14 protein-coding genes are annotated in these 18505 nt (G+C 39.1%); 3 read left to right on the top strand and 11 right to left on the bottom strand.

Annotated features, from left to right (window positions below; genetic code table 11):
* Position 1: 1 nt before the first annotated feature.
* The 6 genes from JW794_01240 to pgi form a co-directional block, all read right to left on the bottom strand.
* Positions 2–1015, bottom strand: coding sequence for a hypothetical protein (locus tag JW794_01240; protein ID MBN2016751.1), 1014 nt, complete (start codon positions 1013–1015; stop codon positions 2–4).
* Positions 1012–2640 carry an NAD(P)/FAD-dependent oxidoreductase gene (locus JW794_01235; protein ID MBN2016750.1) on the bottom strand — a complete coding sequence of 543 codons (1629 nt, stop codon included), beginning with the start codon at positions 2638–2640 and terminating at the stop codon, positions 1012–1014. Before JW794_01235 ends, JW794_01240 begins: the two co-directional genes overlap by 4 nt.
* A 242-nt stretch (positions 2641–2882) precedes the next feature.
* Positions 2883–4115, bottom strand: a complete 1233-nt coding sequence (locus tag JW794_01230; protein ID MBN2016749.1) for an NAD(P)/FAD-dependent oxidoreductase — start codon at positions 4113–4115, stop codon at positions 2883–2885.
* Complete coding sequence (locus JW794_01225) at positions 4112–4813, bottom strand: sulfite exporter TauE/SafE family protein (GenBank protein ID MBN2016748.1); 702 nt, start codon at positions 4811–4813, stop codon at positions 4112–4114. The genes JW794_01230 and JW794_01225 overlap by 4 nt, the downstream gene beginning before the upstream one ends.
* A gap of 318 nt (positions 4814–5131) precedes the next feature.
* A complete protein-coding gene (locus JW794_01220; GenBank protein ID MBN2016747.1) occupies positions 5132–5902 on the bottom strand; it encodes a fibrobacter succinogenes major paralogous domain-containing protein in 771 nt (256 codons plus the stop codon).
* 14 nt (positions 5903–5916) lie between these two features.
* Complete coding sequence (gene pgi / locus JW794_01215; GenBank protein MBN2016746.1) at positions 5917–7596, bottom strand: glucose-6-phosphate isomerase; 1680 nt, start codon at positions 7594–7596, stop codon at positions 5917–5919.
* Positions 7597–7853: 257 nt separating this feature from the next.
* Between pgi and JW794_01210 the strand changes: the two genes are divergently transcribed.
* A complete protein-coding gene (locus JW794_01210; GenBank protein ID MBN2016745.1) occupies positions 7854–8120 on the top strand; it encodes an RNA-binding protein in 267 nt (88 codons plus the stop codon).
* 111 nt (positions 8121–8231) lie between these two features.
* On the top strand, positions 8232–10058 hold the full coding sequence (typA, locus tag JW794_01205; protein MBN2016744.1) for a translational GTPase TypA: 1827 nt from the start codon (positions 8232–8234) through the stop codon (positions 10056–10058).
* 223 nt (positions 10059–10281) lie between these two features.
* Here typA and JW794_01200 read toward each other — a convergent pair whose 3' ends face one another.
* Together JW794_01200 and JW794_01195 are read right to left on the bottom strand one after the other, a co-directional pair.
* On the bottom strand, positions 10282–12066 hold the full coding sequence (locus JW794_01200; protein MBN2016743.1) for a DUF885 domain-containing protein: 1785 nt from the start codon (positions 12064–12066) through the stop codon (positions 10282–10284).
* 56 nt (positions 12067–12122) lie between these two features.
* Positions 12123–13841: an ABC transporter ATP-binding protein gene (locus tag JW794_01195; protein ID MBN2016742.1), complete on the bottom strand. Its 1719-nt coding sequence runs from the start codon at positions 13839–13841 to the stop codon at positions 12123–12125.
* Between the two features lie 247 nt (positions 13842–14088).
* On the opposite strand from JW794_01195, the gene JW794_01190 reads away from it, so the two are divergent.
* Complete coding sequence (locus JW794_01190) at positions 14089–15216, top strand: aspartate--ammonia ligase (protein MBN2016741.1); 1128 nt, start codon at positions 14089–14091, stop codon at positions 15214–15216.
* A 176-nt stretch (positions 15217–15392) separates the two neighbouring features.
* On the opposite strand, the gene JW794_01185 is transcribed toward JW794_01190, so the two are convergent.
* From JW794_01185 to JW794_01175, 3 genes are read right to left on the bottom strand one after another with little or no spacing between them, the layout of a single operon-like run.
* Complete coding sequence (locus JW794_01185) at positions 15393–16490, bottom strand: hypothetical protein (GenBank protein MBN2016740.1); 1098 nt, start codon at positions 16488–16490, stop codon at positions 15393–15395.
* Positions 16491–16498: 8 nt separating this feature from the next.
* Positions 16499–17245 carry an outer membrane lipoprotein-sorting protein gene (locus tag JW794_01180; GenBank protein MBN2016739.1) on the bottom strand — a complete coding sequence of 249 codons (747 nt, stop codon included), beginning with the start codon at positions 17243–17245 and terminating at the stop codon, positions 16499–16501.
* Positions 17246–17257: 12 nt separating this feature from the next.
* Entirely contained in the window at positions 17258–18496 is a 1239-nt protein-coding gene (locus JW794_01175) for an ABC transporter permease (GenBank protein MBN2016738.1), read from the bottom strand.
* Positions 18497–18505: the final 9 nt, after the last annotated feature.

Here is an 18505-nt window from a genome sequence, read left to right as displayed (position 1 = left end):
TTTAATAACCCTCTTCAACATTCACTTCGTTGAGAAATTTCTTCTCTCCTCTTACAAAACGGTTAATATTCTCTATCACCTCATCCCAACGTCGCAGATAGTCAAATGGAGAAGCTGCTCTGTGAGGTGAAAGGACTACATTTTCAAGTTCATGGAATGGGAATTTTGTTGGGAATTTTCTTTCCTCTTTATCAGGTTCCGGTTGATAGTCATACCATACATCAATTGCAGCACCGGCTATAGTTCGATCTCTCAGTGCTTCATAGAGATTTTTTTCATCAATTACTGCCCCCCTACCGGCACTTACAAGTAAACCTTCTTTACCAAGAAGTTTCAGTTCTTTTTCACCAATTAATCCTTCAGTTAAGGAAGTCAATGGAATTGCAATAATAAGGATATCGGTTGATTTGAGAAATTCATGCAGCTCTGAAAATGAATATTTATCGAAATGTGTCGGATATTGATAATCTTCATCCTTATCCCAGTATTTTCTTAAGATTGAAAAAGAAACATCGAATGTACTCAGAAATGTATGCACTCTTTTGTTTACATTCCCATACCCAAGGAGCCCGATGTGCTTATCACGTAACGGTATTGACTTCGCATCTGTATCTCCAAGCCGCCATTTTCCTTCAACCATCCAATTATGATGCGGTATGATCTTGTTCATCAATGTAAGGAGCAAACCGACGATATGCTGGGCAGTGAAATATGCATTTCCATGTCCATTTACAAGCACAATGTCTTTTTTTCGTTGTAATTCACCAAACATCTGAAGTAGATGTTGCACTCCTGCACCTGGATTTATGAATAATTTTAGTTTCGATGCACTATCGAGGAGTGCTTGGGTCGGTCGCCATCCAACGATAATGTCTGCATCCTGGGCATGTTCCAAATAGAATTCCTCATTCGCGTTTTGAGGAAAGATGAGCTCTACATCCAACGACGAAAGCCCCTTGCTTACATAATATTTTAACTCATCTCTGACCTTCCAGATGAACAGTACTTTTGTCATAGTGCTCCCCGGTACAAATCAATAATCTTCTCTGCAACCTTCATGCCATCAACCGCTGAAGATACAATCCCACCAGCATATCCTGCTCCTTCGCCAGCCGGAAAAATCCCTTTGATGTTTGATTGAAGATCATCTCCACGAATGATGCGAACTGGTGATGAACTGCGTGTCTCGATTGCAGTCAAAACGGCTGACGGGTACGCAAAACCAGGCATTTTCTTATCAAGAAGAGGTATTGCTTCTTTTAAACTCTCATATACAAAATCTGGCAAACACTCTCTTAAATCTCCAGAATGAGTTCCTGGTTTATAACTTGGTATAACACTCTTATAAAGCGATGTTGAGTTTCCTTCGAGAAAGTCTCCCAATAGCTGTGTTGGTGCAAAATAATCTCCTCCATCGTAAGTGAACGCTCTCTGTTCAAATCTTCTCTGAAATTGGATTCCTGAGAGCGGATGTTCGGTTGGATAATCGTCGGGTGTAACGCTAACAAGAAGTGCTGAATTTGAATTTATGTTATCCTGCGCAAACGTACTCATACCGTTTGTGACTACACCACTTGCTTCCGTTGCAGCAGGAACAACCGAACCACCTGGGCACATGCAAAATGTATAGACTCCCCTTCCATTTTTTAGATGAACAGCAAGTTTGTAATGTGCTTGCGGTAATTTCTTATCTTTATTGAAATCACCATATTGAAGTTTATTGATGTACTCACGTGGATGCTCGATTCGAACTCCCATTGAAAAGGGTTTAGCTTCCATTTGCATATCATGATTGTACAGCATTTCAAAGGTATCACGTGCAGCATTACCAACTGCAAGTACTAGATGCGAAACATTATGAATTTCATTTTTTATTTTAATCTGATGAATAGAATCGTTTTTTATGAAAACATCTTCCAATTCATGCTCAAATAATAATTCGCCACCCTGTTGCTCAATTTTCTCACGAAGATTTTTGACTACTTTTCTAAGATTATCGGTTCCAATATGCGGTCGTGCACTATAAGCGATCTCAGTTGGCGCTCCTGCAGCAATCAGTTCATCAAAAATATATTTAGTACGATGATCATTGATAAGTGTGTACAGTTTTGCATCAGAAAACGTGCCAGCTCCACCTTCTCCAAAATGAATGTTCGAGCATGTGTTGAGTTCACCTGTTTTTATAAAATGTTCAACATCCTTTACTCGCTCATCGACCTCTTTTCCCTTTTCAATAATAAGAGGTTGCAGTCCTGCTTTTGAAAGAAGCAAACCGGCAAAAAGTCCAGCTGGACCAGAACCGATTATTACTGGTCGATGGAATGCTTTTTCGGATTGAATTCTCGCTATTTCATAAGAATAAGGTTCGACAACTCGTATCCTGTGTCTTTTCTTAACTTTATTGTATTTTGCTTCATTAATGCGTTTTATGATTTTTTTCTCAAGTGTAATATTAGAAATTATCACATCAACAGTATACACAAATTTAATGTTATTCATTTTTCGTGCATCAACTGCTTTTTTGATCAACTTGTAATAATCAAATGCGTCTGGATCCAACTGAAGTATCTTACGAATCTCTTCTTTCAATTGCATTCGAGAAGCATGGATCGGCAGTTTTATTTCTTCAATTCTGATCATAAATCAATATCCAATAGCCAACAAGGAATGACCAATTTCCAAGTTTAAAATCAACATATTTTTTTTTTAGATTTATCATATTAAATCCCTATTCGACAATCTTACATTTTGAATATTTTTCAATCGACCGCAACCCAATTTGCTCAACCCAAATTGATCTTTTTCTCACCAGGAGAAGGGAATCATATTCGTTCAATTTATTCACCTTCATCATTGGATATTGGTTATTGGACATTGGATATTCATCTCTTACCCGCATACATTCCGGCAACATATCCTGATGCCCACGCCCAGGCAAGATTGTATCCACCTGAGTCTCCATGAATATCGATCACTTCGCCTGCAAAGAAAAGACCGGGTACGATCTTTGACTCGAGTGTTTTCCCATCGATCTCTTCGGTCGCTACACCACCTGCGGTAACCTGAGCATCTCGCCATGATAGCGTTCCCTTTATCTTAAATCTTCTATCCTTCAATTGATTCGTAAGTGCGTCTACTTCAACTGAATTCAATTCACCGCAAAGTTTGTCCCTATCAATAGTGGTTATCGAAAGAATTACGTGGATCATACGCTTGTTAATCAATCCGATCATCGCATCTTGAATCGATTTGTAATGAAGCTTCTGGAATCGCTCTAAGATAAGCTTTTTCAGATCATGAAATTGTAATTCCGGAAAGAGATCGACATGCAAAATAAGTTCCATTCCTTTCAACTCGGGATGATACACATATCTACTGAGCTGTAAGACCGGAATACCAGACATGCCGTATTTTGCAAACAGTACTTCTCCTTCTTGCGTATCAATATGGCTTTCATTCGCATACAGTGATACTCTTGCGTGTACTTTTATGCCGTTCAGATGATTGAGAAACTCATCCTCCAGTTTGATCTGAACAAGTGACGGAAAAGGTTCGACAATTGTATGACCAAGTTTGCTTGCGAGTTCAAACCCCGAACCATTCGAACCAAACTGAGGACTCGCTTTTCCTCCTGCAGTAATAATAACTGAATGACACAAATATTCTTCCCCATTTTGAATGTGCAGTTTAAACTGATCTTTCTCTTTGACTATTGCAGAGACTTCCCGATCACATAACTCTTCTACAACCAAACGCTGACATTCATATCGTAATACATCAAGAACTGCTCCTGCCTGGTCACATCGTGGATATACTTTTTCCTCATCTTCGACTTTATGAAGTATCCCAAGTTTTTCAAAAAACTCGATGATCTGTTTACTGCCAAACTGCGAGAATGTATATCCTATGAAATATGGATCGGTTCCATGATACTTTTTCTTACTTAAATTCGTATTTGAGAAGTTACAGCGTCCATTTCCGGTCACGAGTATCTTTTTACCAACGCGGGGTAAACGTTCGACTATAACTGTTTTTGCCCCTTTCCTGGCGGAAGAAATTGCTGCAACCATTCCTGCAGCTCCACCTCCAATGACAATTACATCAAGCATTTTCATGATATGACTCCCCTTATTCCTGAATATAGTGCTAATACTCCCATACAGATGATAATTATTAGTGTCAATTTTCTAAAATGATCGTCGTGTATTTTCTTTATCAACAAATTACCTCCAATGACTCCAACAATGACTGAAATACTGAAGGTCAGCGTATAATTAATTACTATTTTTGTGATTAATCCATAATAGATGTAAACTGGAATCGTTGCAAGTGTAAGAAGCAGAAAGAAAGACGCAAGATGTGCTCTGAAATGCATTTTACCTTTTTTCTCATTTGCAAAGAAGAGGATCACAGGTGGACCGCTCATGGTAATACTTCCATTCAGCAATCCACTCAAGAAACCGACAATCGCACGAGTGACCTTCTCATGCTTAACTTTGAAATGTACATTGAAGAAAAATAATAACCCAAAGATGAGGATGAAGAAACCTATTATAATTTTAAGAACATAATCAGGCAAAATGATCAACAACTTTGCACCAATCGGTACGCCGATCAAACTGAAAAGAAATATTGGTAAAATAACCTTGAAGTTGAAAGATTTTCTGCTGTTATACAGAACTGAAATATTGATGATCATTGATACAAGAAGGATCATTGGTATGACTATTTTGGGTGAGATAAAAAGCGTCAGTAGCGGAACAGCAAAGAGCGAAAATCCAAATCCGGTTGTTCCCTGTATAAGCGCAGCCATGAAAATAATGAACGATCCGAGAATGATAATGTTGGTTTCCATTTCTTCTTTTTTTGCCCCTGATATTTTGATATGTGAAAATTTATTTGGGACGATTATTTGTCAAAGAAAGTGATGTTAGCATGCTGATCCTACCATTAGGCGGACATGTTCACACAGATTATATAGATAAATATAGATTATGAATTGTACTAAATAAATATCACAAGTCGGTCGTGAAGAGAACAACTCGGGTAAATAATAAAGCACTTCAACCCAACTCATCTTTACAAGCTGGGATGTGTGGATACAATTTAATATTTCTATTTTGATAAAATACTAATCTTTTACACAGCGTACTGAGAAGCCACCGCATTTAATGAAGCCATAACGGTACACAGTCGTATAATCATAGTCCACATCCCTATACCAGGCGGGATGTTTATTGTTCTCTGTAGATGACCAGAAGCGTCCGGAGTAACCCATACTGTAGAAACTTCCACTATAGTAGTTACGGAATCCGCCAGGAATTAAATCGAAACCACTGCTGCCGAATTCAGGATCATTTCTCATTGCACCATTAGTCCATAAATCATGGCTACCAGCAAGCTTACTGCCCTCATTCGTACCACGCCAGCCTTCGCTGTTTGCCTGGCTCTCGCTCAGACCAAGATACATTTCTAATTCTTTGATCTCATCATCTGTAGGAACATGCCATCCTTCCGGTGCTAATCCACGACTATCTTCAACAGCATACCAGTTATAAAGAGCTCCATAAGTCTCTGAATTGCTAGAATTATTATTATAATAACAATAGGCACCATAGGTAAGAGCTGCCCATGTGCTTCCATCTGTAGCATTAGGAATCGGATCACCATTCCTGTAATGGTTTACTTTCAGGTTTTCTACCATCCATTCCTGATTTCCAAACATTTTTGTTTGATATACGTTATCGTCTATATCCGTAACAGTACCATTTTCACAAACCAGTATATTTATTGTTTCAGAATTTGTATTATTATTACTTGTATCAAACGCTTTTGCATAAATTGTATAATTAACATTTTTTCCTGTTCCAGTATCCAATTCATATTCATATGGTACAGTCATATCGGTTGATACCTTTATACCATCAATATAGAATTCAACTTTCTCAACTCCCTCATCATCTTATATGCATTGATCAAACCATTCGTCGAAGAATCATGATCGTTGACATGTTCATCAGTCTCAAGTTCAGGCAGAATGCTTTTTGCAAGTTGCTTTCCCAGCTCTACTCCCCATTGGTCAAAACTGAAAATATTCCATATCACCCCCTGCACAAATATCTTATGCTCATACATCGCTATCAAACTTCCAAGAGTATAAGGGGTTAATTTCTTGAACAGTATGGAATTTGTTGGTTTGTTGCCTTGAAATATTTTAAATGGCAATAATTTTTCTATCTCGTCATCTTTCTTTCCAGCTTTTTGTAATTGATTTCGAACTTCTGCTTCTGTTTTTCCCTTCATCAATGCTTCTGTCTGTGCAAAGAAATTAGAGAGCAATTTCATATGATGATCACCTATTGGATTGTGGCTGATCGCCGGGGCGAGAAAATCGCAGGGAATGAGCTTTGTGCCCTGATGAATGAGCTGGTAGAATGCATGCTGTCCATTTGTGCCCGGTTCTCCCCAGATGATCGGTCCAGTTTGATAGTTCACAGAATTTCCATTTCTGTCTGTTGATTTGCCGTTACTCTCCATATCTCCCTGCTGGAAGTAGGCAGCAAATCGATGCATGTACTGATCGTACGGCAGAATTGCCTGTGTCTGTGCATTGAAAAAATTATTATACCATATCCCAAGCAATGCAAGGATGACCGGCATATTCTCACCAAATGATGTATTCCTGAAATGCTCATCCATAGCATAGGCACCTTTAAGAAGCTGCTCAAAATTATCGTAGCCAATAGTACAGGCAATTGAAAGCCCGATGGCTGACCACAATGAGTAACGCCCACCGACCCAATCCCAGAAACGGAACATATTCTGTGGATCAATACCGAACTTCTTCACACCTTCCTCATTCGTGGAGATCGCGATAAAATGCTTCTTGATGCTGTCCTCATTCTTTGCATTTTCAAGGAACCACGTTCGTGCAGTAAGTGCATTGGTCATGGTTTCCTGGGTTGTGAAGGTTTTTGATGCGATCATAAAAAGTGTGGTCTCGGGATTTAGATTCTTAAGTGTTTCTGCAATATGCGTTCCATCAACATTCGACACAAAATTTGGGGTGATTTTCTTCCAGTACGGTTTGAGTGATTCAGTCACCATCACCGGACCGAGATCAGATCCGCCGATGCCGATGTTCACAATATCCGTAATTGCTTTACCCGTACATCCTTTCCATTCACCGAACAGCATTTTCTCAGAAAATTTTTTCATCTTCAGTTGCACTGCTTTGACCTCAGGCATTACATCCTTGCAATCCACAAAAACTGGTTTGCCCGAGAAATTTCTTAACGCTGTGTGAAGTACTGCTCTGTGTTCTGTTTCATTGATGGAATCACCGGTTAACATCTTATCAATTGCATCTTTAAGCTCACATTCATTCGCAAGCTGAATGAGGAGTTCTAGTGTTTCTTCATTAATAATATTTTTGGAGTAATCAAGAAGTATCTCTTCGAACTGAATTGAGAAATTCTTAAATCTATCAGCATCTTTATCAAACATCTCTTTCATTGATGCGTGCTGCATTATGTCGTGATGCTTTTTTAACTCTTGCCAAGCCTTGGTTTTTGTAGGATGTATCTTTTTAAGCATGAAGACTCCAGAATTTTGATATGTGAACTTTTTTTCAGGATGATTATTTGTCAAAAAAATCGGAGGAGGGAGGATGTCTCAATAAAAATAATTATCACTAACATTGACGACATATAGTATTGATTTTTTTATGTCACCCATAAGTAACTTACATGTTAAGTTGCATACGTTCAAAATATTTACGATTGAAAGTAGAATTTTTTACCTCTATTCTCATGATAAGTATAAGAACAAATAAAAAATAGGAGAATAGAACGATGCAAGGTAAAAAACTCTATGTTGGTAATCTTGATTATTCCGTCACCAAAGATTCACTCAAAGAATTGTTTTCTGAGTGTGGTGATGTCGTTGAGGTTATCGTCATCGACGGCAAAGGTTTCGGATTTGTTGAAATGTCAGATTCATCCGAAGCTGAAAAAGCAATCAACGACCTTGACGGGAAAGACTTTAAAGGCCGTTCCCTCAAAGTTAATGAAGCTCGCCCCAAAAGAGACAATCGCAGAGATTTTAGACGATCTTATTAAACGTTAAAATTGTCTTTCATAATGGCATGATCACTCGTTTGATCATGCCGTTTTTTTAATAAAACAAAACAGTTTAATGATTATCAAAACAAACAAAAGAAACTAATTATAATGAAAAAAATTAAAAATATTGCGATCATTGCTCACGTCGATCATGGCAAGACAACGCTGGTCGATGCAGCACTCAAGCAATCAGGTATTTTCAGGGATAATGAAAAAATCGCTGAACGCATAATGGACAGCAATGATCTTGAACGAGAGCGCGGCATTACGATCTTTTCCAAAAATGCCTCCCTCACTTATAAAGACTATAAAATTAACTTTGTGGATACACCCGGTCATGCCGATTTCGGAGGAGAAGTTCAGCGCATCATGAAAATGGTGGATTCGGTGCTGCTTCTTGTTGATGCTTTTGAAGGACCGATGCCGCAGACAAAGTATGTACTCAAGAAATCCCTTGAACTTGGACTCGATCCAATCGTGATCATCAATAAAATAGATAGACCAAATGCACGTCCTGCAGAGGTTCTCGAAATGGTGTTTGATCTTTTCTGCGACCTGCAGGCCAATGATTCACAGCTTGACTTCCCTGTCCTTTTTGCATCAGGCAAAGATGGATATGCCCGGCATGAAATGGAAGATGAAAATGACGATCTGATACCCCTATTTGAGACTATTGTAAAAAGAGTGAAAGATTCTGAAGGTGATGAATCCAAACCATTTCAAATGCTGGTTTCAGCCATCGAGTATGATAATTATCTCGGGAAGATCGGTACGGGAAAGATAACGAATGGAACGGTAAGCCAGGGCCAAGAAGTCGTCTTACTCAAGCGTGATGGAGAAAGATTACTCTATCGGATCACAAAAATTTACCATTACGATGGATTGAAAAAGAAAGAAATAAAAAAAGCATTTGCCGGTGATATCGTTTCACTCGCTGGTATGGAACGGGTTGATGTGGGAGAAACTGCTGCATGTAAAGACAATCCCAAACCGCTTCCCATTATCGAGATCGATGCTCCGACTCTTTCTATGACCTTCAAGGTAAATGACTCACCATTTTCAGGAAAAGAAGGCAAATATGTTACATCCAGAAATATCTGGGATCGACTCCAAAAAGAGCTTCAAACAAATGTCAGCATCAAAGTTGAGGGAACGGAAAATGGAGATGAGTTCATTGTGAAAGGACGTGGTGAACTTCAGCTTTCAATATTGATTGAAAATATGCGCAGAGAGGGCTTTGAATTCCAGGTTTCAACGCCCAAAGTTATCTACCGCCAACTCGATGGCAAACGTACAGAACCAATCGAGCTTGTGACCGTGGATGTTGCAGATGAGTTTGTTGGAACAGTCATCGAAATGCTGGGACTACGTAAAGGTGAGATGCTTGATATGGTTCCCGGAAATGATGGTTTTACACGTCTCGAATATAAAGTGCCAGCTCGCGGGTTAATCGGTTTCAGAAATGAGTTCATGACCACAACGCGTGGAACTGGTATTATCAATCATAGCTTTTATGAATATGAATTTTACAAAGGTGATTTAGACAAAAAAAGCCGCGGTGCACTGATAGCAATGGAAAAAGGTACTGCCACAGGATATTCTCTATTCAATTTCCAGGCACGAGGAGTGCTCTTTATCGGACCGGGCGTTGAAGTTTATGCAGGCATGATCATTGGTGAACATTCTCGGGAGAATGATCTTGTTTTGAATATCGTCAAAGGTAAGAAACTATCAAACGTTCGTGCAGCCGGATCCGATGATGCGATAGTTCTCGTTCCACCACGCCAGTTCAGTTTGGAGCAGGCACTCGAATACATTAATGATGATGAACTGTTGGAAGTGACACCAAAGAATATCAGGATGCGAAAGAAGATACTCAGGGAAATCGACAGGAAAAGAGAAATGAACAGGTTAAATAAAATAGGTCAGGAATAAGTTTGTAATTCAACCAAGCATGATATCATGCAAACGTAAAACATATCGAAAACGGGAATGGCAATTCTCGCTTTGATCGTTCACATTACTTTTTAATCTAACAATCCTTTACAGATTCTCAAAATTGTAATTGTGAGTCTGCCTGCCATTGCGAAGCAAGGGGCAACAGAGTCGAAAAAAATCCCCTAAATACATCAGACTTCCACAAGCTCATCGTAACAGATTATTTAATTTTCCCATCCAACCACTCATATACAACCTTCTCCAGCAGATCAAGCGGAATTGCACCATTCTGCAGGATCACATCATGGAATTCCTTAATATCAAAAGTATCTCCTAAGGCATCTTTGGCTTTCTCACGCAGTTCGAGTATTTTCAACTCCCCTATCTTATATGCACATGCTTGTCCGGGCCAAACCGTGTAGCGGTCGATCTCACCGTAACTTGCCCAACAAAGATTTTGAGTCATATATTCCGCTGCCTTTTCGCGACTCCATTTTTTATAATGAATTCCGGTATCCACAACCAGCCGCACCGCTCGGAACAGTTCTGAATTCAAGTAACCAAGTTCGCTGTAAATATCGTTATACCATCCCAATTCAAAAGCCAGTTTTTCCGCATATAGCGCCCAGCCTTCGATATAGGCAGTGAAAAAAGTAAAATTGCGATACATCGGAATATTTGCGAGTTCCTGTGCATAAGCGATCTGCAGGTGATGACCTGGAATGGTTTCATGATGCAGGAGTGTCTGCATGCTGGGTTTTTGGGGCAGCCATCTCAGGTTGGTATAGAAAATAGCCGGTCTGCTTCCGTCGATCGGTGCCCTGTCATAATATTGACCGGCAAATTGCTCTTTATGCTTGGGAACTGCACGCACAGTGACAGGTATCGTGGGTATCTTACCAAAAATTTCTGATAGGCGTTTTTTTGTCTCTTCAAGTATCTGCAGATAATCATCCAATGCCTGTTTTCTGCCATAATCATTCTGTACATAATTGAATTCACTTCCATGCAAAGAATTCCAGTACTGTTTTTCAATCTCGACAAAATTCTCACCTTCCGTAAAACCCAATTCTTCAAATCGCTGCAGCATTTCTTCTTGGATTCGAGCAACTTCTTGCAATCCGATCTGATGAACCTCTTCAGGTGTAAGATCTGTTGTTGTATGTTTCTGCAGGCAAAATTGATAGAACTCATCACCATCAGGAAGCTTCCACACACCGGGAGCTAATCCGCCTTTTTTCTTAATCTGTTCAATATGTTCTGATACTTTTCTGTAATTCGGCACTATGTGATCTTGTACTGCTTTGAGAGCTCTTTCAGCATACAAGCTTTTTGCATTATCATCTAAATCCATATCTTGTAAACAATCAACAAAATGAGTATAATAAATGATATCTTCAGGATTTTGTCCGTTTTGGTCATCGATAATATTCTGCAGTTGATTCAGGATTACAATTGGAGGGATGATACCCCATTTTTCACGCTCTTCCAGTTCGATAAAGAGATTTTCGAAATATGTCGAGAGCTGATCCATTCGAGAGAGGTAGTCTTCTGCATCCTGCCTCGTCTGAAGCGAGTGATTTTCGGTGAATAGATTAATGAGTTGATAGTGAAATCCGAAAAGATGATTGAGCTTATAATAATTGTAACGATACCTGTCAGAATCACAGACATCCTGCAAATAATGCTGAAAAACAGCGAGTTCCAGTTCATCATCAGATGACAGATCGTTACATTCCTTTGATAGCTCGAGATAGTCTTTTACTACGTTCAGCTCATGCTGGTAAGCAGCTTCGGTATTATCAGTTAGTTTTGATTTATCATAGCGATAAGAACCTTGAGGATCTAATCCAAGATGACTGGCTGTATTGGGATTAAGCTCAATGATGGTTCGGAAATAGTCATCAATAAGCTGATTAAGATTAGTTGGTTTTTGGACAGATAATTCTTGCGCGTGACAGGAAACTGCTATGATGAACCATAACAGACAGATCATTTTTTTCATTGTTACCCCTATGTAAGACCTCTGTAAATTTTTGCTTTTATGTAATTGATCGTTTATTACAAAATCATGTTCTTAGTGTAAAGATTATAATAATATCCCTCATTTTTCATGAGTTCATCATGGCTGCCCTGTTCAACGATCTCACCTTTATTCATCACATACAGCAGATCTGCTTTTCGCACCGTTGAGAGTCGGTGAGCAATGATGATCGTTGTGCGGTTATGTGCCAGTTCTTCCATCGCTTGCTGAATATATGCTTCGGATTCTGTATCTAATGATGATGTTGCTTCATCAAAAATAAGAATGGGCGGATTTTTCAGGAATACGCGCGCAATAGAGATTCGCTGTTTCTGTCCACCCGAGAGCATCACTCCTCTTTCACCGGTTAACGTATCAAATCCATCCGGAAGTGACTCGACGAAATCAAGTATATTTGCTTTTCGTGCTGCATCGATCAGTTCTTCTTCAGTTGCACCAGGATCGCCATAGAGAATATTTTCCCGAATCGTAGAATCAAATAAAAATACACTTTGCTGCACAAGTCCGATATTTTCTCTCAGAGATTTCTGTTTTATATCAACAATATTATGTTCGTCGATACATATGCACCCTTCCTGGATTTCATAAAATCTTGGAATGAGTGAAGCTAGCGTTGTTTTGCCTGCACCGGATTCTCCAACCAATGCGACTGTCCTACCTGCAGGAATCTCAATATCAATATTTCTGAGAATCCAATCCTCACAATTATTGTATTTGAAAGACATATTCCGCACATCTATCTGACCTTTGACATTATGCAGGTCTTTGGCATCCTTTTTGTCATTGATATCCGGTTCTATGTCCATGATCTCTATGAATCGCTCGAAAGCTGCACTTCCCTGCTGGAACTGTTCGGTAAAATGGATCAAACGTTCGATCGGTTTAAGAATAAAATTGATATAAAGTGTAAATGCAAGCAGATCAATAACATCGATCTTACCAAGGAAGATAAGATATACACCACCGCCAATCACAGCAAGATAATAAAAATCCGTCAGGAATGTCATACCGGCAAAATATGTACTCATGATCTTATACATCTTCTCTTTTGCCATCTTGAAAGTGAAATTGATATGCTCGAATTTCTCCATTTCCAGCAGCTCATTGGTAAACGATTTCACTTCACGAATGCCCTGTACCGAATTCTCGACGCTGCTGTTTATATCAGCTATTCGTTTACGAACAAGACGGAATCCACCTTTCATCCTTCTGCCATACGTAAGACCCCAAACAAGCAGAATGGGAAGAGGAACAAGTGCAATAATTGCAAGTGCTACGCTGTAATAGAACATCGCAATGAAAGAACCAATAATGATGAATACTGAGATTATCAGATCTTCCGGCGCGTGATGAGCAACTTCGGCAATCATGTTCAGGTCATTCGAGATACGTGACATGATGTGCCCGGTCTTGACCGTATCAAAATAGTTGAATGAGAGTTTCTGCAAATGTGTAAAGATATCGGTTCGCATATCGGTTTCCATGCGTACACCCATGATATGTCCCCAGCGGATACGAATGTAGGTAAAGATCGTTTTGAAGATCATTATCCCAGCCATGACAGCCAGTAACATGATAATGCCCTGCAAATCTTTATTCGGAATGTAGGTTTTGAGCAAATCTCGTGTTATGATCGGATAAAAAACAGAGAGGATGGCAGCCACAAATGCTACGGACATGTCCAGGATGAAAAGCCATTTATGCGGTTTGTAATATGGAATAAAACGTTTGATCATTAATAATCCTGAAATTATTTTTTCCCAATACCTTTTGGGCTTGATGTTTATGTCGAGTTTTGTATCTTTATAAGTACGCAGATCTAGGTTGATGATTTAGATTTTAAGAGGAATATATTTATTGCTTTTTGTGGTCATTTTTACAGCGTATACACATATAACATTTATTGGTTTCTGAGAAATTTGACATCCTCAAAATAATTTTTTCTGCTGTCCCCAATATTACTAAATATTGGAGAAAAGAAACATGTTAGACAAAAAAGCAGATTTAGCAGGACCAGGAATCAGCACATATGAAAAAGTAGAACAAATACTTCCTGATGATTACAAATCCTTGCTGACTCCAAGAGAAACAATGATTGCCTTATACGAAATGAAAAGGTATATCGAAGAAAATCTTTGCAAAGAACTGAACTTGATCATGGTTCAGGTTCCTCTTATTGTCGATGTTCGAAGTGGTGTGAATGACTATCTAGATAGAGACGGTTCACGATCCCCGGTTCAGTTCCCATGCGGACTTGGTCTTGATAAACCGATCCAGGCACAAGTAGTTCAGGCAGCCACAAAATGGAAAAGGCTTGCTCTTAAAGAATTCGATTGTAAGCCGGGAGAAGGTATTAACACAGACATGCGTGCAGTAAGAAAAGACTACTTCCTCGATCATGACCACTCATCCTATGTCGATCAGTGGGACTGGGAAAAAGTTATTACTGCTGATGATAGGAATCTTGAATTCCTGAAAACCGTCGTTAAAAAGATTTGGAAGGTTCTCCGCGGTGCTGGAAAGCATGCACAGGAGATGTTCCCGAAACTTAAAGACAGCAGATATCCAGACTTCCCCGAAGAACTTAAATTCATCCATGCTGAAGAAATCCTTGAAATGTATCCTGATCTTCCTCGTAAGCAACGTGAAACAGAGATTATCAAAAAATATCCCGGTGTGTTCATTATCGGAATCGGCTGGGTGCTGAAGGATGGCTATCCTCATGAGATGAGAGCAGCAGACTATGATGATTGGGTAACTGAGACAACAGGTCCCGACGGAATGCAAACTCATGGACTGAATGGTGACATCCTTGTATGGAATCCTGTAACCAAACGTCGTCATGAGCTTTCTTCAATGGGTATCCGTGTTACAAAAGACACTCTCAAAGAACAGCTTAAGATCTCAGGTCAGCTTGATTTCTTGGATCTTCCCTATCATCAAGCAATTCTTAATGACCAGATTCCTTTGAGCATTGGCGGCGGTATCGGACAGGCACGTACCTATATGTACTTCCTCAGAAAAGCCCACCTCGGTGAAGTTACCGTAACCGTATGGCCCGACAAACTGAAAGAAATTTGTGCAAAGAAAAACATCTTTGTGCTCGAATAAACAATATTCGTTATAAAATACATCGACCGTAAGTCATGCTTTCGGTCGTTTTTTTTGTTTAAGAATTGTCAGCATTCCAAAAATTATGTAATATTTAGCTTCATTTTTTTTTGCCTGGCACTTGTCATTGAATGAAGCCGGGTGCATTTCGTGGTTAAATTTTTCTTTATGAAATCTTAAAACTTTACCTCTACCCTTACCGCATATTCCAGATCGGGTACTATGTCTAAATCGTTTTTGTATGAAAAATATCGAGCATACGTAATGAGATCTATATTCTGCAAGATATTGTAGAAGAACTGCCCCATATATATGACCATTTGATTGTCTTGTCCGATATCACTCCCTATCACATGTGTAGAAACATTCATAAGATCGTTTATAACATATTGGAAGGACAAGAATAGATTATGTTTCCCCCATTCATTTTGTATATTGCTGTTTTTGTAATAATATTCAGTTGTAAAAATATACGTATTGTCGATCGAATAATCAAGTCCGAGCATTCCTTCAAAATATTTATCCGAATAATCGTTTGCGAAATGTTCAACGAGTTCTCCATACACGCCAAAGAAAGCATCACCCTTAAATGACAGTCCGGCAATCAACTCTTCTGCTCTATGCTTATAAATCGTATTGAGTGCGAAATCAAATCCCATGGTATTCAAATAGCCACGAACTGCTGTCGAATACTCATGATTTTTTCTTGGAAGTTCAGTTATCAGATCAAGCCCGGAAAGGAATGAAAACGGTATCTTTATCGCAGCTATATCGCTGCCGTGTCGTTCAAAATTGATATTTGTCACATCGACTGTCGAGAACATATCGATTGGAGAGAAAACGACTCCCTTTCCATAATTGATAATCTGCCTTCCAAGAGAGATATCAGCAAATGGCAAATACACAGAAACGTATAATTTCCTGATGTCGAGTAGAACGGGCGTATTCCCATAAACAAAGAGCGGATAATATGGTGTTGAGAGTGTATTCGACGTATCGTTCAAATCCTGAAATTGGTCTGCTGTATAACCAAAAGGTATGATCAGGTCGAGATTACCAACGATCTTTGCATAACGCTTGTTCCTGTTCTGGAAATTCAACCGAAACGTATTCATTGCACCGATCTTGAGAGAGTCTTTTTCATTATTCAGGTAGTGATATCCACTGAGATCGATAAAATTCGAACCCCATATTTGTAAACCCGATTGAGTATCAGCAAAGAGACTTGATGTTAGCATAACAAGTAATAAAATTTTGAATCCATATTTTTTCATAACTGACCCTAATGCTTTAAATATCTTAAGCTAAACATATCATCAGGTAGATCAACATCAAAGGCAATATCCTCGAGTTCGAAAACCGTTTTGCTGTTCTTTCTCAGTTTATTCACCATCTCAGACTTCACAGGAAAATATCGATTCCCAAACTGTTTGATCTCCAACACATTCATCTCTTTCAGAAGCCGACCTGATTTTGCAAACATCTCTTCTTTCCATGGGACGTAGAGTTCCTGATCGACCCACATTTCTCGAGAATAATACGGCACATCTTTTATCTTTGCATCGAGCTTCAGCACCCAGCATACATGACCATTCAGTGTATCCTGTCTCGCAATTTGTACATTGTATTTCTCAGCGATCTTGCTTGCTTCAAGAGCATCTTCATAGGAAAAATCACTGCCCATCATACCTTCCTTAAGCATGTGTCCCGATATTTTAACCACCTCTTCTTCACCTGGAAAATAAATCCACAATTCATCATCCATCATCAAATATTTGGTGCCGAAATCCTCTGGATTGTTAAATTCGACCAACGCTTTGTGACCATCAGTTTTTGCCTGAGTCGTCATCTTTTTCGTTCTCACCTCATCATTAATGTGAATGGTCATCGTGCCTGTGTATTCAATCGTTCTGTAAAACTCATTTTCATCGATTCTTTGTAGAATTTCAAGGCCTGTAAGGAACAAATTTTGTCCAAACAGATAACCTGAAATCAATATAAAGATCAACATCGCAGTTATTTTTTTCATGATAACTCCTTTTTATACGCTTTTCAATGAATCGACGATCTTCATCTTTTCAGCTCTTCTGGATGGGAAGAATGATACGATCGTCGAAACGATCGTGCCCAGTAAGACTGCAATAATAAAATTGAGAATATTTATTTTGAGATAGATAATATTACTCATGGGGAACTCAATAGCACCCATCATCTTTGAGAAATCAATGCCATGATAGTGCAGGAAGGTCACAATACCAATTCCGATGATCGCACCAACAACACTTCCCATAAATCCGAGCAGCATGCCTTCATTCACGAACATGGAAAGTACCTGACCATTGGTAAATCCCATCGATTTGATGATACCGATCTCTTTTCGTCGCTCGAGAACAACCATCATCAGTATGTTTGCAATAATGAATGCACCGAGAAAAGCTATGATAATATAGATCCAGTTGTAGATACTTTTTGCCATATCAACCCACATTGCATATCCGCCAATCTCAGACCATGCCGAAGCGATGACATCATACTTTGCCACTTTCGATGAAATATCTTCAGCTAACTTCTCTGATTCGTGATAGTTATCCAGCATGATCACGATCTGCTGTGCTTCACCCGGCATACGAAGTAAATCCTGCGCACCTTCAAGCGGTATCTGGAACAGCTTCTCATCATACAATGTAAGTCCAGTTTCAAAGATACCGACGATCGTGAATTTCTTCAGATGAAGAGCATAGTCGCTTCCCTGTGTCATAACGCTTATCTTATCACCAAGTGTATAACCAAGGTCATCAGCCAAAATCTTACCTACAATTGCTTCATCATCATTTTGCAGGTACCTACCTCCAGGCAGAAGTGATTTCTGAAGCATGAGTAAATTTTTCTCAATTTCAGGATCACCTGCATAGGCAACTGCCTGTTTGTTATTACCATCGTTTGTCAGCAACACCCCAAAAGTGATCCTCTGGCTGATCGACTTTATCTTTTTGTTCAGTGATTCATCATCAGTAATTGCTTTTATGATCTGTTCTGGATTTTGTATATTCTCTGTAACTGGAAAGAATTTTGCTCGTTCCTCAAATCCTTTAGTTGCAATTCTGATATGTCCGGTCTCATTTTTCGTATAATTATGAACAAGGTTATCAAGAAAACCACCGATCAATCCCTGGAGAAATATGATCAACATAATAGACAGCATGACTGAAATGACTGCAAGCAGGGAGCGGCGTTTATTTCTTCCCACATTTCTTAATGCAAATTTCTGTATAAATGACATAGTGAACTC

The sequence above is a fragment of the Candidatus Cloacimonadota bacterium genome (genome assembly GCA_016932035.1).
In the GTDB taxonomy this organism is placed as follows: Bacteria; Cloacimonadota; Cloacimonadia; order JGIOTU-2; family JGIOTU-2; genus Celaenobacter.
Note: the sequence above shows the minus strand (reverse complement) of the source record. Positions and strands in the feature narration are given on the sequence as shown.